Genomic DNA, 16,134 nt, shown 5'->3' on the forward strand with positions numbered 1-16,134 from the left:
GTGTAGGGGGCGGGGCCGGTGGGGTCGTCGGCCACGGTCGCCGGGAAGTAGTAGTTCAGGCCGAGCCAGTCGAGCGGGGCCGCAATGGTCGCCAAGTCGCCCGGCTGTTCCGGGAGTTCGACGCCGTATGTCTCGACCATGTCGGCCGGGAAGCCCCGGCCGTGGACCGGGTCGAGCCACCAGCGGTTGACGTGGCCGTCCTGCCGGCGGGCTGCCCGCACGTCCTCGTCGCGGTCGGAGGCGGGGTACACCGTGGAGAGGTTGTTGACGATGCCGACCTGGGCGTTCGGGACGGCGGCGCGGATCGCCTGGGCGGCGAGGCCGTGGCCGAGCAGCAGGTGGTACGAGGCGCGGACGGCGGCGGTTAGATCGGTCCAACCCGGGGCCATCTTGCCTTCGAGGTGGCCGATCCAGGCCGAGCAGGACGGCTCGTTGAGGGTCGTCCAGTGGGTGACACGGTCGCCGAGGCGTTCGGCCATGACCGAGGCGTACGCGGCGAAGTGCTCGGCGGTGGCGCGCTCGGGCCAGCCGCCGCGGTCCTGGAGCGCCTGGGGCAGGTCCCAGTGGTAGAGGGTGACGGAGGGGGTGATGCCCGCCTCCAGGAGTCCGTCCACCAACTCGTCGTAGAACGCGAGGCCCTTGGGGTTGGTCGGGCCGTCGCCGCCGGGGATGACGCGGGGCCAGGCGATGGACAACCGGTAGGCGTTGGCGCCGAGTTGGCGCATCAGGCCGAGGTCCTCGCGCCAGCGATGGTAGTGGTCGCAGGCGACGTCGCCGTTGTCGTCGTTCGCGATCTTTCCGGGAGTGTGCGAGAAGGTGTCCCAGATCGACGGCGCGCGTCCGTCCTCGGCGACGGCTCCCTCGATCTGGTACGCCGCTGTGGCCGTGCCCCACAGGAAGTCGTGCGGGAGTGCGGCGAAGTCGATGGTCACTGAAGTCCCTTTACGGTCAGCGGAGTTGGTCGGGTCGGTCACTTGACGGCGCCCGCCGTCAGCCCGGCGACGAGATAGCGCTGCAGCAGCAGGAAGCCGGCGACCACGGGCACGCTGACGACCAGCGAGGCGGCCATGATCTGGTTCCAGTACACGTCGTTGAGCGTGGAGTAGCCCTGGAGTCCGACGGCCAGCGTGCGGGTCGCGTCGTTCGTCATGACGGAGGCGAAGAGCACTTCTCCCCACGCGGTCATGAAGGCGTAGACGGCGACCGCGACGATGCCGGGGATCGCGGCCGGTACGACGACACGCAGCAGTGCGCCGAGCGGTCCGCAGCCGTCGACCAGCGCCGCTTCGTCCAAGTCCCGTGGCACGGAGTCGAAGTAGCCGATCAGCATCCAGATGGAGAAGGGCAGGGAGAAGGTGAGATACGTCAGGATCAGGCCGCCGCGCGAGCCGAACAGGGCGATGCCCGTGGCGTTGCCGATGTTGACGTAGAGGAGGAAGAGGGGGAGCAGGAAGAGGATGCCCGGGAACATCTGCGTCGACAGGACGGTGACCGTGAAGACGCGCTTGCCGCGGAACTCGTAGCGGCTGACGCCGTACGCGGCGAAGACCGCGATCACCACCGAGCAGAGGGTCGCGGCGACGGACACGATCAGCGAGTTCATGAAGTACTTCGCGAGCGGGACCGTCGACCAGATGTCGATGTACGGGCGGATCGTCAAACCGCTCGGCAGCCAGCGGAACTTGCCCGTGACGTCCGAGAGCGGTTTCAGGGAGCTGGAGAGCATGACGTATACCGGCACCAGGACGAAGCCGGCGAGCAGGGTGAGGAAGATCCGCCGCGACCAGATGAAGGAGCGGGGCGGGGCCATGGGTGAGGTGGGGCTAGACATCGGCCGTTTTCCGTCCGCGTGAGGTGAACACGAGATACACGCCGGTGACGACGAGCAGGAACAGGAGCAGCAGGACCGACATCGCCGAGCCGGTGCCGAAGTTCCAGGTGACGAACGAGGCTTGGTAGATGTGCACCGAGATGAGGTCGGCCGCCTCGGGTGCCGCCCTGCCGAACAGGACGTACGGCGTGTTGAAGTCGTTGAACGTCCACAGGAACAGGACGAGGACCAGCACCTGGTTGACGGGGCGCAGCGACGGCAGGGTGATGCGGCGGATCTGCTGCACCATGCCCGCGCCGTCGATCGACGCGGCCTCGTACAGCTCCTTGGGGATGTTCTGCAGGCCGGCCATGACGATGAGGAAGGCGAACGGCCAGCCCTTCCACACGTGCACGATGAGCAGCGCGTAGAAGCTGTTGTCGCCGATCAGCCAGAACGACGGCTTGCTGGTGATGTGCAGCTGGTCGTGCAGGACGTGGTTCACCAGGCCGTTGTCGTGCTGGAACATGAACACCCAGGTGATGACGGCCGCGTAGACCGGCAGCGCGTAGGGGATCAGAAAGAGCGCTCTCAGGAAACCCCGGCCGCGGAAGTTGTCCTGCATGTAGATCGCGGTGACCGTGCCGAGCAGCCAGCAGAAGGCGACCGACAGCAGGGTGAAGCCGACGGTGACGAAGAAGGAGTGGAGCAGCGACTTGCCGACGGGGGCGCTGAAATCCACCGAGACCTTGTAGTTGCCGAAACCGGTCCAAGGCGCGGTGCCCCAGTCTCGGATGTAGAACTGGGTGAGTTCCTTGAAGCTCATGACGATGCCGATGACCATCGGCACCAGGTGGACCAGGAGTTCAAGGATCAGGGCGGGCAGAAGGAGCAGGTAGGGCAGTCCGATACGGCGGATCCGTTCGCCGCGCCGCCGGCGCGGGCCGGGGGCCGCCGGGTCGGAAGGGTTCTTCCGCACGGCGGCCTCCGGGGTGACAGTGCTCGTCACAGTCGCACTCACTTCGCCGGCATCTGCTGCTGAGCCTTTTCGAGCTCCGCCTTGACCGACGCCGTCGTGACCGCGCGGCCCGCGGCGGCGTCGGCGAACAGGTTCTTGACGGCCGTACCGACCGCCGTCTCGAACTGCGACTCGTCGGCGACCTGCGGCAGCGCGGCGGCGCTCTTGGCGAGGGTGTCCTTGAGGACGGCGTTCGCGGGGGTGTTGAACGCGGTGTCCTCCTGCGCGGTCTTCACCGGCGGGATGGAGCTGTAGGCGGTGTTGAGGATCTTCTGCTCGGCGTCGCTCGTCATGAACTTCACGAACTTGGTGGAACCGTCCAAGTTGTTCGTGTTCTTGAAGACGGCGAGGTTGATGCCGGCCACCATCGAGTTGGTCTGCGCGCCGGTGCCCGGGGTGCCGGACTGCACGGGGATCGGGGCGATGCCGTACGAACTCTCGCTCATGCCCTGGGACTTGAGGTTGGCGGAGGCCGACTGCCACATCAGCATCGCCGTCTTGCCCTTGGCGAAGTCGCTGACGGACTGGTTCTGCGCGTACTCGGCGTTGCCGACCGGGATGACCTTGTCCTTGGCCATCAGGTCGACGTACTGCTTGACGGCGGTCACGACACCGTCGTTGGTGAAGTCGGCCTTGCCGTCGGCGGTGAAGAACTCGGCGTTGTGCTGCTTGGCGAAGACGAAGGTGTGGTGGATGTTCTCGGAGACGTTGGCGCCCTCGGCACCGAGCGCCTGCTTGCCCTTCGCCTCTATCTTCTTGCCGTCGGCGACCAACTCGGCCCAGGTGGTGGGCGGTTGCGATATGCCCGCGTCGGCGAAGATCTGCTTGTTGTAGTAGAGCGCGTACGCCATCGAGTACAGCGGGACGGACGCCGGGTCCTTGCCGGTGGCGCCGGTGGAGCCGAGCGCGGAGTCGACGAAGCGGTCCTTGCCGCCGATCTTCGCGAAGTTGGCCGTGCTCCACGGGAGGAAGGCGCCGGTGGCCTGGAGGGAGGCGCTCCAGGTGTTGCCGATGTTCAGGACGTCGGGGCCCTGGCCTGAAGTCGTCGCCGTGAGGATGCGGTTGAGGAGGTCGGACCAGGGCACGACCTCCAGCTTCACCGTGATGCCGGTCTGCTGCTTGAACTTGTCGAGCTCGGGCTGGAGGACCTTCTTGTCGATCGCGATGCTGGCGCCCTGGTTGGAGGCCCAGTAGGTGAGCGTCTTGGGCGAGTCGTTGGATCCCCCACCCGTGGACGAACCGCCTCCGCAGGCCGTGGCCGCGAGGGCGAGTGACATGGTGACGGCGCCTACGGCCGCGGCTCGGATGCTGCGCATACTCCGGGTGTCCCTTCAGGGAATGCACTCACGACTTAATTTAGGACGTGAGTTAAACCTCGGAAGCCAAAGGCGTCAAGAGTTTGGACGCCACTCGTCGAACTCGGTCGTACCTCTTGACGGCCGCGTTCACGGACCTGAAGCATTCCCCCGCGAGAGAGCGCTCCCAACCCCACCGGCGTTCATTTCATGAACAAGGAGAGCCGCGACATGTCCTCAGTTCGACGCAGAACAGTTCTCGGCGCGGCCGCCGCCGCGTCCGCGCTGGCCGGCCTGCCCACAGCCGCCTCCGCCGCCCCCACAACACCCTCGGCCAACAAGCCACTCGCTCTGCCGGGTGGCGGCGATCTCGGCCCCAACGTCATCGTCTTCGACCCGTCCACCGCCGGCATCCAGGCCAGGCTGGACCAGATCTTCGCCCAGCAGGAGACGGCCCAGTTCGGCACCGGCCGCTATCAACTGCTGTTCAAGCCGGGCACGTACAGCGGGCTCAACGCCCAACTCGGCTTCTACACCTCGATCTCCGGGCTCGGCCTCTCCCCCGACGACACCACGATCAACGGTGACATCACGGTCGACGCCGGCTGGTTCAACGGCAACGCCACCCAGAACTTCTGGCGTTCGGCGGAGAACCTCGCGCTGGTCCCCGTCAGTGGTACGAACAGGTGGGCCGTGGCTCAGGCGGCCCCCTTCCGTCGTATGCACGTGCGCGGCAGCCTCAACCTCGCGCCCAACGGCTACGGCTGGGCCAGCGGCGGCTACATCGCCGACAGCCGGATCGACGGCCAGGTCCAGCCGTACTCGCAGCAGCAGTGGTACACCCGCGACAGCGTGATCGGCAGCTGGCTCAACGGCGTCTGGAACATGGTCTTCTCAGGCGTGCAGGGCGCACCGGCACAGGGCTTCCCGAACCCGGTGTACACCACCCTCGGCACGACACCGGTCTCCCGCGAGAAGCCCTTCCTCTATCTCAACGGCACCGAGTACCGCGTCTTCCTCCCGGAGAAGCGCACCAGCGCGAGCGGCGTGACGTGGGGCAACGGCACGCCGCGCGGTACCTCGCTGTCCCTCTCCCAGTTCTACGTCGCGAAGCCGGGCGTCACGGCGGCCACCCTCAACCAGGCGCTCACGCAGGGACTTCACCTCCTGCTGACCCCGGGGATCTACCACCTGGACCAGCCGATCCAGGTGAACCGCGCCAACACCGTTGTCCTGGGCCTGGGTTACGCAACTCTCGTCCCGGACAACGGAGTTACCGCCCTGAAGACCGCCGACGTCGACGGCGTACGCCTGGCCGGGTTCCTGATCGACGCGGGCACCGTCAACTCGAACACCCTGCTGGAAGTCGGCCCCGCGGGCACGACGACGGACCACTCCGCCAACCCGACCACCGTGCAGGACGTGTTCGTCCGCATCGGCGGCGCGGGCGCGGGCAAGGCGACCACCAGCATGGTCATCAACAACCGCCACACCATCGTCGACCACACCTGGCTCTGGCGCGCCGACCACGGCACGGGCATCGGCTGGGACACCAACCGGGCCGACTACGGCCTCGTCGTGAACGGCGCCGACGTGCTGGCCACCGGCCTGTTCGTGGAGCACTTCAACAAGTACGACGTGCAGTGGAACGGCGAGCGGGGCCGCACGATCTTCTTCCAGAACGAGAAGGCGTACGACGCCCCGAACCAGGCCGCGATCCAGAACGGCTCGATCAAGGGCTACGCGGCCTACAAGGTCGGCGACAACGTGACCGTGCACGAAGGCTGGGGCCTCGGCAGTTACTGCTACTACAACGTCGCCCCGACGATCGTGCAGCACAACGGCTTCGCGGCGCCGAACCGTTCGGGCGTGAAGTTCCACGACCTGCTGGTCGTCTCGCTCGGCGGGCAGGGTCAGTACGAACACGTCATCAACGAGACGGGCGCGGCGACTTCGGGCACGTCGACCGTGCCGTCCACGGTGGTCTCGTACCCCTGAGAACCCGGGAGTCCCCGAGATCCCGAGGAGTTGGTGAAACCCCCCGGGAGTCGGTGAGATCCCCGGAGTCCCTCAGTACGTGGCGGGTGCGGGCCGAAGCTCCCCCTTCGGTCCGCACCCGCCACCGTCACCGGACGGTCACCGCACCCGGCGCGGGCGCGTATCCCGTCGGCCGGGCGGTGAACGTCCCCCGGCCCTGCGTCCGGCTGCGCAACCGCGTCGCGTAGCCGAAGAGTTCGGCCAGCGGCACGGTCGCCGTGACGATCGCCGACCCCGTGCGGGTCGTCGAGCCGGTGACGCGGCCGCGCCGGGCGGCCAGGTCCCCGAGCACTCCGCCGACCGCGTCCTCGGGCACGGTGACGGTGACCTCGACGACCGGTTCGAGGAGGACCGTCGTACAGGCGCGCAGGGCTTCCCGCAGGCCGAGGCGGCCGGCCGTACGGAACGCCTGCTCCGAGGAGTCCTTCACATGGGTCGCCCCGTCGGTCAGCGTCACGCGCAGCCCGGTCACCGGGAAGCCGCCGATCGGCCCCTCGGTGAGGGCGTCACGGCACCCGGCCTCCACCGAGCGGACGTACTCCTGCGGCACCCGCCCGCCGACGACCGCCGAGCGGAACTCGAAGCCGAGGCCCTCCAGCGGTTCGACGTCGAGCACGACATGCGCGAACTGCCCTGATCCGCCGTCCTGTTTGACGTGCCGGAAGACCAGTCCGGACACCCCGCGCACGACCGTCTCGCGGTAGGCGACCCTCGGGCGGCCGACGTTGACGTCCACGCCGGTCGCCTGGCGGATCTTCTCCACCGCGACCTCCAGGTGCAGTTCACCCATGCCGGACAGGACCGTCTGGCCGGTCTCGGCGTCGGTCCGGACGACCAACGAGGGGTCCTCCTCGGCCAGTCGGGCCAGTGCCGACGCCAGTCGGTCGGTGTCGGTGCTCCTGCGCGCCTCGACCGCCACGGACACCACCGGGTCGGCGACCGTGGGCGGTTCGAGGACGAGCGGGGCGTCCGGCGCGCACAGGGTCGAACCGGCGCGGGCGGACTTCAGCCCGACCACGGCGACGATGTCCCCGGCGACCGCCCGGTCCAGCCGTTCGTGCCGGTCGGCCTGCACCCGCAGGATGCGCCCGATCCGCTCGGTGCGCCGCGCGCCCGGGTCCCACACGGTGTCTCCCTTCTCGATCGTGCCCGAATAGATCCGCAGATACGTCAGCCGCCCGGTCGCGGTCGCACTCACCTTGAACGCCAGTGCGGCGAACGGCAGTTGAGGATCGGCCGCCCGCTCCTGCTCGCCGCCGTCGTACGTCCCCCGCACCGCCGGTACGTCCAGCGGCGAGGGCAGATACGCCACTACGGCGTCGAGCAGCGGCTCGATGCCACGGTTGCGGTAGGCCGAGCCGCACAGTACGACCACACCGTCGCCGGTGCGGGTGAGGTCGCGCAGGGCGGCCCTCAACGTCTCGGCGGACAGGGCCGACCGGTCGTAGAACTCCTCCAGCGCACCCGCGTGCAGCTCCGCCACCGCCTCCTCCAGCAGCCGCCTGCGCCGTCGCGCCTCCTCCAACAGGCCTTCCGGTACCGGGACTTCCTCCGCCGTGTCGCCGCCTTCGGTCCACACCAGGGCCCGTAGGCGCAGCAGGTCGACGACTCCGGTGAAGCCGTCCTCCGTGCCGATCGGCAACTGCACCACCAGCGGCGCCGGATGGAGCCGTTCGCGGATCGAGGCGACCGCCGTGTCGAGGTCGGCGCCCGCGCGGTCCAGCTTGTTGACGAAGGCGATCCGCGGCACGCCGTACCGGTCGGCCTGGCGCCACACCGACTCGCTCTGCGGCTCCACGCCCGCGACGGCGTCGAACACCGCGATCGCGCCGTCGAGAACGCGCAGGGACCGTTCCACCTCGTCGGCGAAGTCGACGTGGCCCGGGGTGTCGATCAGGTTGATCCGGTGACCGTCCCAGGCGCAGGTGACGGCCGCGGCGAAGATGGTGATGCCACGGTCGCGCTCCTGGGGGTCGAAGTCGGTGACGGTGGTGCCGTCGTGGACCTCACCGCGCTTGTGGGTGGTGCCGGTGAGGTAGAGGAACCGCTCGGTGACGGTGGTCTTGCCGGCGTCGACGTGGGCGAGGATGCCCAGGTTGCGGACGGCAAAGAGCGGGTTGGTGAGAGGGCGTTCGGTGCGCACGGCCCGTGGCCTTTCGAGAGTGATTCCATGCGGGGCGGCGCGATTCCCATGCGGGAGAGGTGAATTGACGGAGCGTCAAAAAGCTGTCACGTCACGGGCGTTCCGGTGCCGGCCGCGCAGCGGGCACCGGACGGCCGGAGACACGAGGATCACCTCGTACCGGGAGCGGGGAACGACGACAGCGGTGCGGTGACGCACGGCCGGGCTCCCCTCACTCGTCAACGGATGTGGCGAGTGTAGGGAAGCCCGGCGTGTGGAGCACGGGATTTATCAGGTTCGGGTGGTCAGGTGCAGGTGGGAACGCCGTCCAGCCAGGCCGGTCCCTGGATGTAGATGTTGGTCATCCAGGCCTTGTAGTCGGGCAGGTAGGCCCAGGCGTCGTTGGTGTAGCCGTCGGAGGTGACGGTCTCCGCGTGCTTCTGGCACTCGACGCGGATGCTGGTCGGGCCGGGGAAGGCGTAGACGCGCGTGGCACTGACCGAGGGCGCGGTCTTCGTCCAGACGCCGGTGCCCCAGGTCTGGAAGACATGCCCGGTCACCGCACCGGTGTTGACGCGGACGGCCCCGAAGTAGTCGGGGCTCAGGCGGACATCACTGACCATCAGACGCGTGCCGGACTGCTTGGCCTCGACCATCTTGCCCGCGCCGAGGTAGATCGCGATGTGGTGCAGGTCCGCCGAGTCGCCGTAGGCCAGCAGGTCGCCGGGGAGCAGCGGGGCGAGTCCCTGGGCGGCGGTGAAGCGGGCGGCGGCGCGGGTCGTGTAGTACTGCCGGCTCGCGTCGCCGTTGAGGATGTCGGAGCCGGCGGCCTGCGCGTAGGCGTAGCGCACCAGGCCCGAGCAGTCGAACCCGAGCCGCTCGGGGTCGTGTTCGCTGGCCGGGTCGGTGGGGTCGACCTGGCCGTAGGTGGCGCCGGGCTGCGCGCCGTGTCCGCCGCCCCACGTGTACCAGATGCCCGCGTCGACCTGGGCGCAGGCCGCGGCGATCGCGCTCTGCGCGGCGGCCGAGGCGCCGGGTGCGAGGACACCGCAGCCGCTGGCCGCCGGTGTGGCTGGTGCGGCCGGTGCTGCCTGTGCGGCGACGGCCGCCGGCGCCCAGAGCAGGAGGGCGAAGAGCCCGATGAGTGTGCCGATGATTCCGGTCCGCCGGAGCATGCCGGGACCCCCGTTTTCTGTGGTCCGAAACTGGTCGTGCACCAGCCTGCCGACCCCGGCCCGACCGGTCGAGGACCCGGCGTCACCCCACCCGGAAGGGCAACGGGAAACCCTGGGGAAACCCACTCCCACCAGGGGAAGTTGGCCCTCCTCGGTCAGGGCTTAGCACACGCGGCCGTGAACGACACGGGCAGCCCCGGCATCAGCGTCTTCCGCTCCTGGGGACCGACTCCCGTGCGCAGGCGGCAGATCCGGGTGAGCCGGTCGCCGAGGTCCAGGTCCCACAGGCGTACGGTCCCGTCGTTGCTGCTGCTCGCGAGAGTCCGGCCGTCGGGGGCGAACGCGACGCCCCACACCGCGTTCGTGTGCCCGGTGAGCGTGGCCCACGGCCGCCGTCCGGACACGTCCCAGAGCCGGACCGTACGGTCGCTGCCGCTGCTCGCGAGGAAGTGGCCGTCCGGCGAGAAGGCGAGGCCGCGCACGGATCCGGTGTGGCCGGTGAGGGAGGCCGAGAAGCGGCGGTGGCGGACGTCCCACAGGCGGACGGTGCCGTCGTTGCTGCTGCTCGCGAGAGTCCGTCCGTCGGGGCTGAAGGCCACGCCCCGCACCGCGCCGGTGTGTCCCGTGAGGGTGGCGAGCGGGCGGTGGGTCGCCGTGTCCCAGAGGCGGACCGTCAGGTCGTCGCCCGCGCTGGCGAGGGTGCGGCCGTCGGGGCTGAACGTGACATCGTTGGCGGAGTCCGAGTGGCCGTTGAGGACGGCGAGTTGACGGTGGCCGTGGACGTCCCAGACGCGGACCGTGCGGTCGGCGCCGGCGGAGGCGAGGGTGCGTCCGTCGGGTGCGAACGCGACGGAGAAGATGTCCCCGGTGTGGCCGGTGAGGGTCGCGAGCGCGCGATGCGAGCGGACGTCCCACAGCCGGACCGTGCCGTCCGAGCCCGCCGACGCGAGGGTCCGCCCGTCCGGGGCGAACTCCACCGAGAACACGCTCTCGCGGTGGCCCGTGAACGTCGTCACGACCCGGTGCCGGGCCACGTCCCACAGCCGTACGGTGTGGTCCGCGTCGGCGGTCGCGAGGAGTGTCCCGTCCGGGCTGTACGCGGCCTGCGAGACCTCGGTGAACGGGCGGCCCGTCAGGACCGGTCCACGCAGGTCCCACAGCACCACCGACTGGTCGAAGCCGCCGGTGGCGAGCGTCGTCCCGGCGGAGTTCACGGCGACGGACATCACGTAGTCGGTGTGCCCGGCGAGGATCGCGGCCGGCCGCCCCGTGCGCACGTCCCACAGCCGGGTCGTGCCGTCGCCGCCCGCGCTGACGACCGTGCCGCCGTCAGGGGTGTAGGCGACGGCGTTGACGTCGTCGCTGTGCCCGGTCAGCGTCGCCGTGGACCGGTGCGAGGCCACGTCCCACAGGCGCACGGTCCGGTCGACGCCCCCGGAGGCCACGCTCCGCCCGTCCGGGGCGAACGCCGCCCCGAGCACTTCGTCGGTGTGCCCCTTGAGCACGGCGAGTGCCCGTCCCCGGTCGGTGTCCCACAGCCGTACGGTCCGGTCGGAGCCGCCCGAGGCCAGGGTCTTGCCGTCCGGGGCGTAGGCCAGCGTGTTGACCCGGCCGGTGTGTCCGACGAGCCGCACCACGGTCGGGTCGTCGCTGCCGATGTCCCAGAGTTGGACCGTTCCATCGTCACCGGCGACCGCGAGGCTACGGCCGCGGGGGTCGAAGGCGAGCGCGCGGGCGCCGGTGGTGCTCGCGGGCAGCAGGGCCCGCACCCGGTGGTCGGCGGTGCCCCAGATCCGGACCGGTCCATCGCTCGACGTCGCCGCGAGGGCGGCCCCGTCGGGGCTGAAGCCGACCGACCGGACCCGTCCGGGAAGGGTGAGCGTGGCGGTCGTACGGTGATCGGTGGTGCGGCGCAGTTGTACGGTCCCGTACGAGCCGGCCGTCGCGAGGAGCTTGCCGTTCGGGGCGAAGGCGACCGCGTTGACCGGGCCGTGCCGGCCGACGAGGCGGGCGGAGAAGGCCTGGGCCTGGGTGCTGAGCAGGGCGCCGCGGGCCTCGGGGGTGCGGTCGGCGCGGTAGGCCTCCTCGGCGAGGAGCATCGAGGCCTCGGGCTGGCTGCCGGCCAGGGAGGTGGACTGCACGGCGAGGGCCTGGGAACGGGCGACGCGCTCCTGGTCGAGGGCACTGGCGCGCTGCTGGTAGGCGAGGCCGCCGGCGGTCACCGCGAGGCCGAGGAGGACGGCGAGGGTGGCGAACAGGGCCTGGCGTAACCGGATCTGACGTCTCGCCAGATGTTGACGCGTGTCCTCCTCGGCCTGGCTGGCTTCGAGGAAGGCCTCTTCGCGGGGGCCGATACGGCTGCGGCCGTCGAGTTCGTCGGCCCAGGCGCGGACGGTGTCTAGGCGGGTGCCGCGGTAGAGGGCGGACGGGTCGCGGTCCTCGCGCTCCCATTCGGCGGCGGCGTGGGCGAGTTGCTGGTGGATGAGGAGTCCGGCGCGGTCGGCGTGGATCCAGTCGCGCAGCCGGGGCCAGGCGTGCAGCAGGGCCTCGTGGGTGATCTCGACGGTGTCGCGGTCCACGGTGATCAGCCGGGCTTGGACGAAGACGTCGAGGGCGGCCGACGCGGCGTCGGCGTCGGCGAGTTGTTCCATCAGGGCACTGCGGCCGGCTCTGCGCCGGGTCGCGGCGGTCCCCTCGTCGGACACGTGGACGAGCCGGGACAGGACGCGCCGGATGGTCTTCTGCTCGGCCGGGTACAGCTGGGCGAACACGGTCTCGGCGGTGCGGGCGATGGCGCCCTGGATGCCGCCGGTGCGCTCGTATCCGGCCACGGTGAGGGTGGTGTCCTCGCGCTGCTGCCAGGTGGCGAGGAGGGCGTGGGAGACGAGGGGCAGGGCGCCGGACGGGGTGTCGTCGGGGGTGTTGGAACGGTCCACGGTGCCCGGTTCGTCGCGCAGGCCGGCGTCGCGCAGGAGGAGGGGGACGAGGCCGGGTTCGAGGGTGACGCCGGCGAGTTCGGCGGGGCGGGTGATGGACGCGCGCAGCTCCGCCACGGACATGGGGAGCAGGACGAAGAGTCCGTCGGTGAACACCGGTGCGAGTTCGGGGAGTTCGAGGCATTGGCCGGTGAAGTCGGCGCGGACGCCGAGCACGACGACGGCGGGGTCCGGGCCGGTGGACAGTGCCCCCAGGACCCGTACGAAGGCCCGTCTCTCGCTCTCGTCGGAGCAGAGGGTGAACAGTTCCTCGAACTGGTCGACCAGCAGCACCGGCCGGACGGGCGGCGGGCGGCGACCGTCCGCACCGGCCGGGGCGCCCTCCGAACGGGCCCGGACCGCCTCTAGCAGCACCTCGGGACGGTCGGCCAACTGCCGTGCGGTGAGGTCGAGATCGCTGCCGAGGACCTTCGCCGTACGTTCGAGGAGTTCGTCCAGCGGATGGGCGGTGGGCGTGAGCGCGACGACGGGCCAGCGCTCGGCGCCGGGCATCGGGAAGCCGCCGGGGCGGCGTAACGCCGGTACGAGACCGGCGTTCAGGAGCGAGGACTTGCCTGCGCCGGACGGGGCGACGAGCAACAGCGGTCCGCCGCCTACTCGTTGGAAGACCCGCTCGACAAGTGCGGCCGTGGCCCGCTCCCGGCCGAAGAACCAGGCCGCGTCCTGCGGGGTGAACGCGGACAGTCCGCGATACGGACAGGCGGGCGTACCGGTGTCGGCGGTCGCCCCGCCGCCGCGCTCGGCCGGGCCTGCCTCGCGCACCAGCCGGAGCAACTCGCCCTCGGCGCGCAGGATGTGGTCGCACTGACGGGCCACGTCGACGGTCGCCCGCTTGACGCCCGTCTCGATCTTGCTGAGATAGCCCTTGCTGTAGTGCGTCTGACGTGCGAGATCGGCCAGCGACAGTCCGCGCTCCCGGCGCAGCCGTCGCAGCTGCGCGGGAAAGGACGACGTGGCCTGTGCGGTGCTTCCCGGCTGGTCGGTCCGGTCGGCGCCCGCGTGGTCGTACTGCTGATCCCCCAAGGCGTCCCCCCTGGCACCGGCCTGCCCGGATCGTGAGACGGCGGATGCCCAGGTTACTGCGGGGGTCGGACAGGGAGACAGGACTTTCACCCGGAGTGGCGAAAAAGCGGGACTGCCGGAACCGGCGTGGACCGGTCCCGGCAGTGCTCCCCCGTGGCGAAGATTCCGCTACGGCCTGTTGAGGGTGATGGAGTTGATGGGGGTGAGGTCGTAGTAGACGTAGTAGTCCTGCGGGATGTTCCAGACACAGCCGGTGCCGCCGTAGTTGTTGCACAGGCTCGCGGAGGCGCCGCCGTACTGGTTGTTGAGAACGATGTGGTAGCCGACCTGGTTGCTCAGGTTGTGGGCGCCGTAGCTGTAGTAGACGTTGGTCGGGTGCGGGTTGGCGACCGGGTCCACGCCCTGGCCGTAGATGCACACCGCGCCGGACGGGCAGCCCCACACGGTGCTGTTGCTCGCGGGCGCGGCCTGGGCTGCGCCGCTCATCGCGACCACCGCGGTGGCCGCGGTCGCGAGTGCGGCGAAGGCGCTCATCATCTTGCGCATGTCTCCCCCTGGTGAGTCTTCCTGCGTTGTCGCAGGCCGTCCTTCGTGCTGACGGGGATCAGCCTGTCCCGGGGGAGTTCCGGGGTCGACGGGTTTCCCGTTGCCCGTCCGGGGGACGACCGGGAAACCCGGTGTGAGCAGGGGTTCTGTGGAGTGGTGGTCAACCGGCGCGCCGCTCGGTCGGCCTCCGCGGGCTGAGCCCGAGCCGTTTCAGCGCGTACTTGTCGAGCCAACTCAGCAGGCCGTTGAGGATGAGGGTCATCACCACCAGGACGATCAGGCCGGCGAACTCGGTCGCGGCGTCGAGGTTCATGGCCGAGGTGAACAGTTCATGGCCGACGCCTTCGGAGGAGGCGATGAACTCGCCGCCGATGACACCGAGGATGGCGAGCGGGCCGCCGGTCTTGAGGGCGGCGAAGAAGGGGGCGGCAAGGGTGGGGATCGTGACGTAGCCGAGGACGTGGTGGCGGCGGCCGCCCATCACCTGGACGATCTCGACGAGTTCCCGCTCGCGCAGGCGCAGGCCGAGGTAGACGTTGTAGAAGACGACGAAGGACACGCCCGTCACCGCGATGTTGATCTTCGACCAGGGGCCGATGCCGAAGAACAGCAGGAAGAGCGGGGCGAGGGCGATCTTGGGGATGCCGTTGACTGCGGCCACCAGGGGTTCCAGGACCCGGCCCGCGAGCGGGAAGGAGCCCAGGAGCAGGCCCATCACCGTGCCGAGGACCACGCCGATGGCGAAGCCGGCCGCCACCTCGATCGACGTCACCTTTATATCGGTCCAACCGGAGGAGGAGCCGAGCAGCTTCCACAGGGCGTGCGACACATCGGTCGGCTTGCTGACCGCGTACTCGGGGACGACCGGTCCGCTCATCACCTGCCAGAGGACCAGGCAGAGCGCGATCACCGCGAGGCGCAGGGTCACCACGGTGGCGGTGTCGCGCCAGCGGTCGTTGTTCCCGCGGCGTCGTTCGGTCGCGACCGCGACCTCGGTCGTGCTCTCGGAGGTGTCGGTGGCAGTCGCCGTCCTCTGCTCCTTCCGCTCTCGCGCCGGCCGTGTCATGGCAGGTACTTGTTGGTCCAGTCGCTCGTGGTGACCTTCGCTCCGTCGGGGAGCGCGCCTATCGCGTCGATGAAGGCCGTGGTGGTGTTCCAAGTGGCGGCGTCCATCGAGGACTTGGCCGGCCAGTCGACCTGTTCGAGGCTGCCTTCGAGAACCTTGGCCGGTACGCCGGGCAGCGCCTTCTGCGCTACGGCCAGCACCGTCTTGTCCTGCTTGTCCGCGAGGTGGGTCCGCATGTAGGCGGCGCCCTGCTGTACCGCCGTGACGAACTTCTTCACGACGTCGGCGTGCCCGCTCGCGTAACTCTTCTGGGCCACCACGAACTGGCTGTATCCCGAGTGCGTGGCGTCCCATTCGGGCACCGTCAGCGGCGTCGCCACGACGATGCCGTCGCCGGAGTCCGCGATCTGGAGGGGCAGCGGCTCCGAGGTGACGAACCAGTCGATCTCATGGTTGTTGAGCGCGGCCTTGTCGGCGGCCGGGCTGGGCAGCGACACCCACTTCAGCTCGGTGGGGTCGACGCCGTGGGACTTGAGGAAGATCCCGGCCTCGGCCTTGGTGTTGGCCGAGCTGGCGCCCGCGGTGGAGTCGGCCAGTGCCTTGGCCACGTCGGCGGCCGGGGTGGAGGCGGTCAGGTCGTGGTCCTGGGCGAACTTCTTGCTGACGACGAGCCCGAGCGGGTTGCCCAGCCCGTCGGCGGCGACTGCGGTCTCCGGAAGGCCCTTGGAGAGCGCGGTAACGAACCCGGTCGGACTGTCGTGGAGGAACTGCACGGAACCCGCCTCGAGGGCCGAGGGTCCGGTCGCTGCGGTCAGCGTCACGTACTTGATCTTGAGCCCCTGCTTGCGGAAGTAGCCGTTGGCGTCGGCCACTTTGAGGGGCACGTCGAAGATGTTGCCGCCGGTGCCGACCGTGACGGTGGTGAGTCCGTCGGCGCTCGCCGAGGAATCGCCGCCGCACGCGGTCAGCAGGGCCGTGCCGAGCGCCATGATGGCCGCCAGGGCGACGGCGGTACGGGTGTCCGCGGTGCGTAGTCTCATGAGGTC

General features: G+C 69.9%; 11 protein-coding genes. 1 reads left to right on the plus strand and 10 read right to left on the minus strand.

All coding sequences use genetic code 11. The features are described 5' to 3' along the window. The 4 genes from ACNFOC_RS11835 to ACNFOC_RS11850 all read right to left on the minus strand — a co-directional run. A partial coding sequence (locus ACNFOC_RS11835; RefSeq protein ID WP_416959058.1) for a family 1 glycosylhydrolase occupies positions 1–932 on the minus strand: 932 nt, incomplete at its 3' end. A 38-nt stretch (positions 933–970) separates the two neighbouring features. Continuing rightward, entirely contained in the window at positions 971–1,831 is an 861-nt protein-coding gene (locus ACNFOC_RS11840; RefSeq protein ID WP_416959059.1) for a carbohydrate ABC transporter permease, read from the minus strand. Then, entirely contained in the window at positions 1,824–2,819 is a 996-nt protein-coding gene (locus ACNFOC_RS11845) for a carbohydrate ABC transporter permease (RefSeq protein WP_416959060.1), read from the minus strand. The genes ACNFOC_RS11840 and ACNFOC_RS11845 overlap by 8 nt, the downstream gene beginning before the upstream one ends. A gap of 8 nt (positions 2,820–2,827) precedes the next feature. After that, on the minus strand, positions 2,828–4,144 hold the full coding sequence (locus ACNFOC_RS11850; protein ID WP_416959061.1) for an ABC transporter substrate-binding protein: 1,317 nt from the start codon (positions 4,142–4,144) through the stop codon (positions 2,828–2,830). Between the two features lie 210 nt (positions 4,145–4,354). On the opposite strand from ACNFOC_RS11850, the gene ACNFOC_RS11855 reads away from it, so the two are divergent. Beyond that, positions 4,355–6,121 (plus strand): pectate lyase-like domain-containing protein, encoded by a 1,767-nt coding sequence (locus tag ACNFOC_RS11855; RefSeq protein WP_416959062.1) that lies wholly within the window; start codon positions 4,355–4,357, stop codon positions 6,119–6,121. A gap of 127 nt (positions 6,122–6,248) precedes the next feature. Here the strand turns inward: ACNFOC_RS11855 and fusA are convergent, their stop codons facing one another. The 6 genes from fusA to ACNFOC_RS11885 form a co-directional block, all read right to left on the minus strand. Then, positions 6,249–8,303 (minus strand): elongation factor G, encoded by a 2,055-nt coding sequence (fusA, locus tag ACNFOC_RS11860; protein ID WP_416959063.1) that lies wholly within the window; start codon positions 8,301–8,303, stop codon positions 6,249–6,251. A gap of 284 nt (positions 8,304–8,587) precedes the next feature. After that, positions 8,588–9,457, minus strand: a complete 870-nt coding sequence (locus ACNFOC_RS11865; RefSeq protein ID WP_416959064.1) for an NlpC/P60 family protein — start codon at positions 9,455–9,457, stop codon at positions 8,588–8,590. A 155-nt stretch (positions 9,458–9,612) separates the two neighbouring features. Continuing rightward, the gene (locus ACNFOC_RS11870) at positions 9,613–13,476 is read right to left on the minus strand and encodes an nSTAND1 domain-containing NTPase (RefSeq protein WP_416959065.1); all 3,864 of its coding nucleotides are present in this window, start codon (positions 13,474–13,476) and stop codon (positions 9,613–9,615) included. Positions 13,477–13,644: 168 nt separating this feature from the next. Beyond that, positions 13,645–14,022, minus strand: a complete 378-nt coding sequence (locus ACNFOC_RS11875) for a hypothetical protein (protein ID WP_416959066.1) — start codon at positions 14,020–14,022, stop codon at positions 13,645–13,647. Between the two features lie 160 nt (positions 14,023–14,182). After that, the gene (locus ACNFOC_RS11880; protein ID WP_416959067.1) at positions 14,183–15,088 is read right to left on the minus strand and encodes an ABC transporter permease; all 906 of its coding nucleotides are present in this window, start codon (positions 15,086–15,088) and stop codon (positions 14,183–14,185) included. Beyond that, the gene (locus tag ACNFOC_RS11885; protein WP_416959068.1) at positions 15,085–16,128 is read right to left on the minus strand and encodes an ABC transporter substrate-binding protein; all 1,044 of its coding nucleotides are present in this window, start codon (positions 16,126–16,128) and stop codon (positions 15,085–15,087) included. Before ACNFOC_RS11885 ends, ACNFOC_RS11880 begins: the two co-directional genes overlap by 4 nt. Between the last annotated feature and the right edge of the window lie 6 nt (positions 16,129–16,134).

The sequence above is a fragment of the Streptomyces colwelliae genome (assembly GCF_048158785.1).
Taxonomy (GTDB): domain Bacteria; phylum Actinomycetota; class Actinomycetes; order Streptomycetales; family Streptomycetaceae; genus Streptomyces.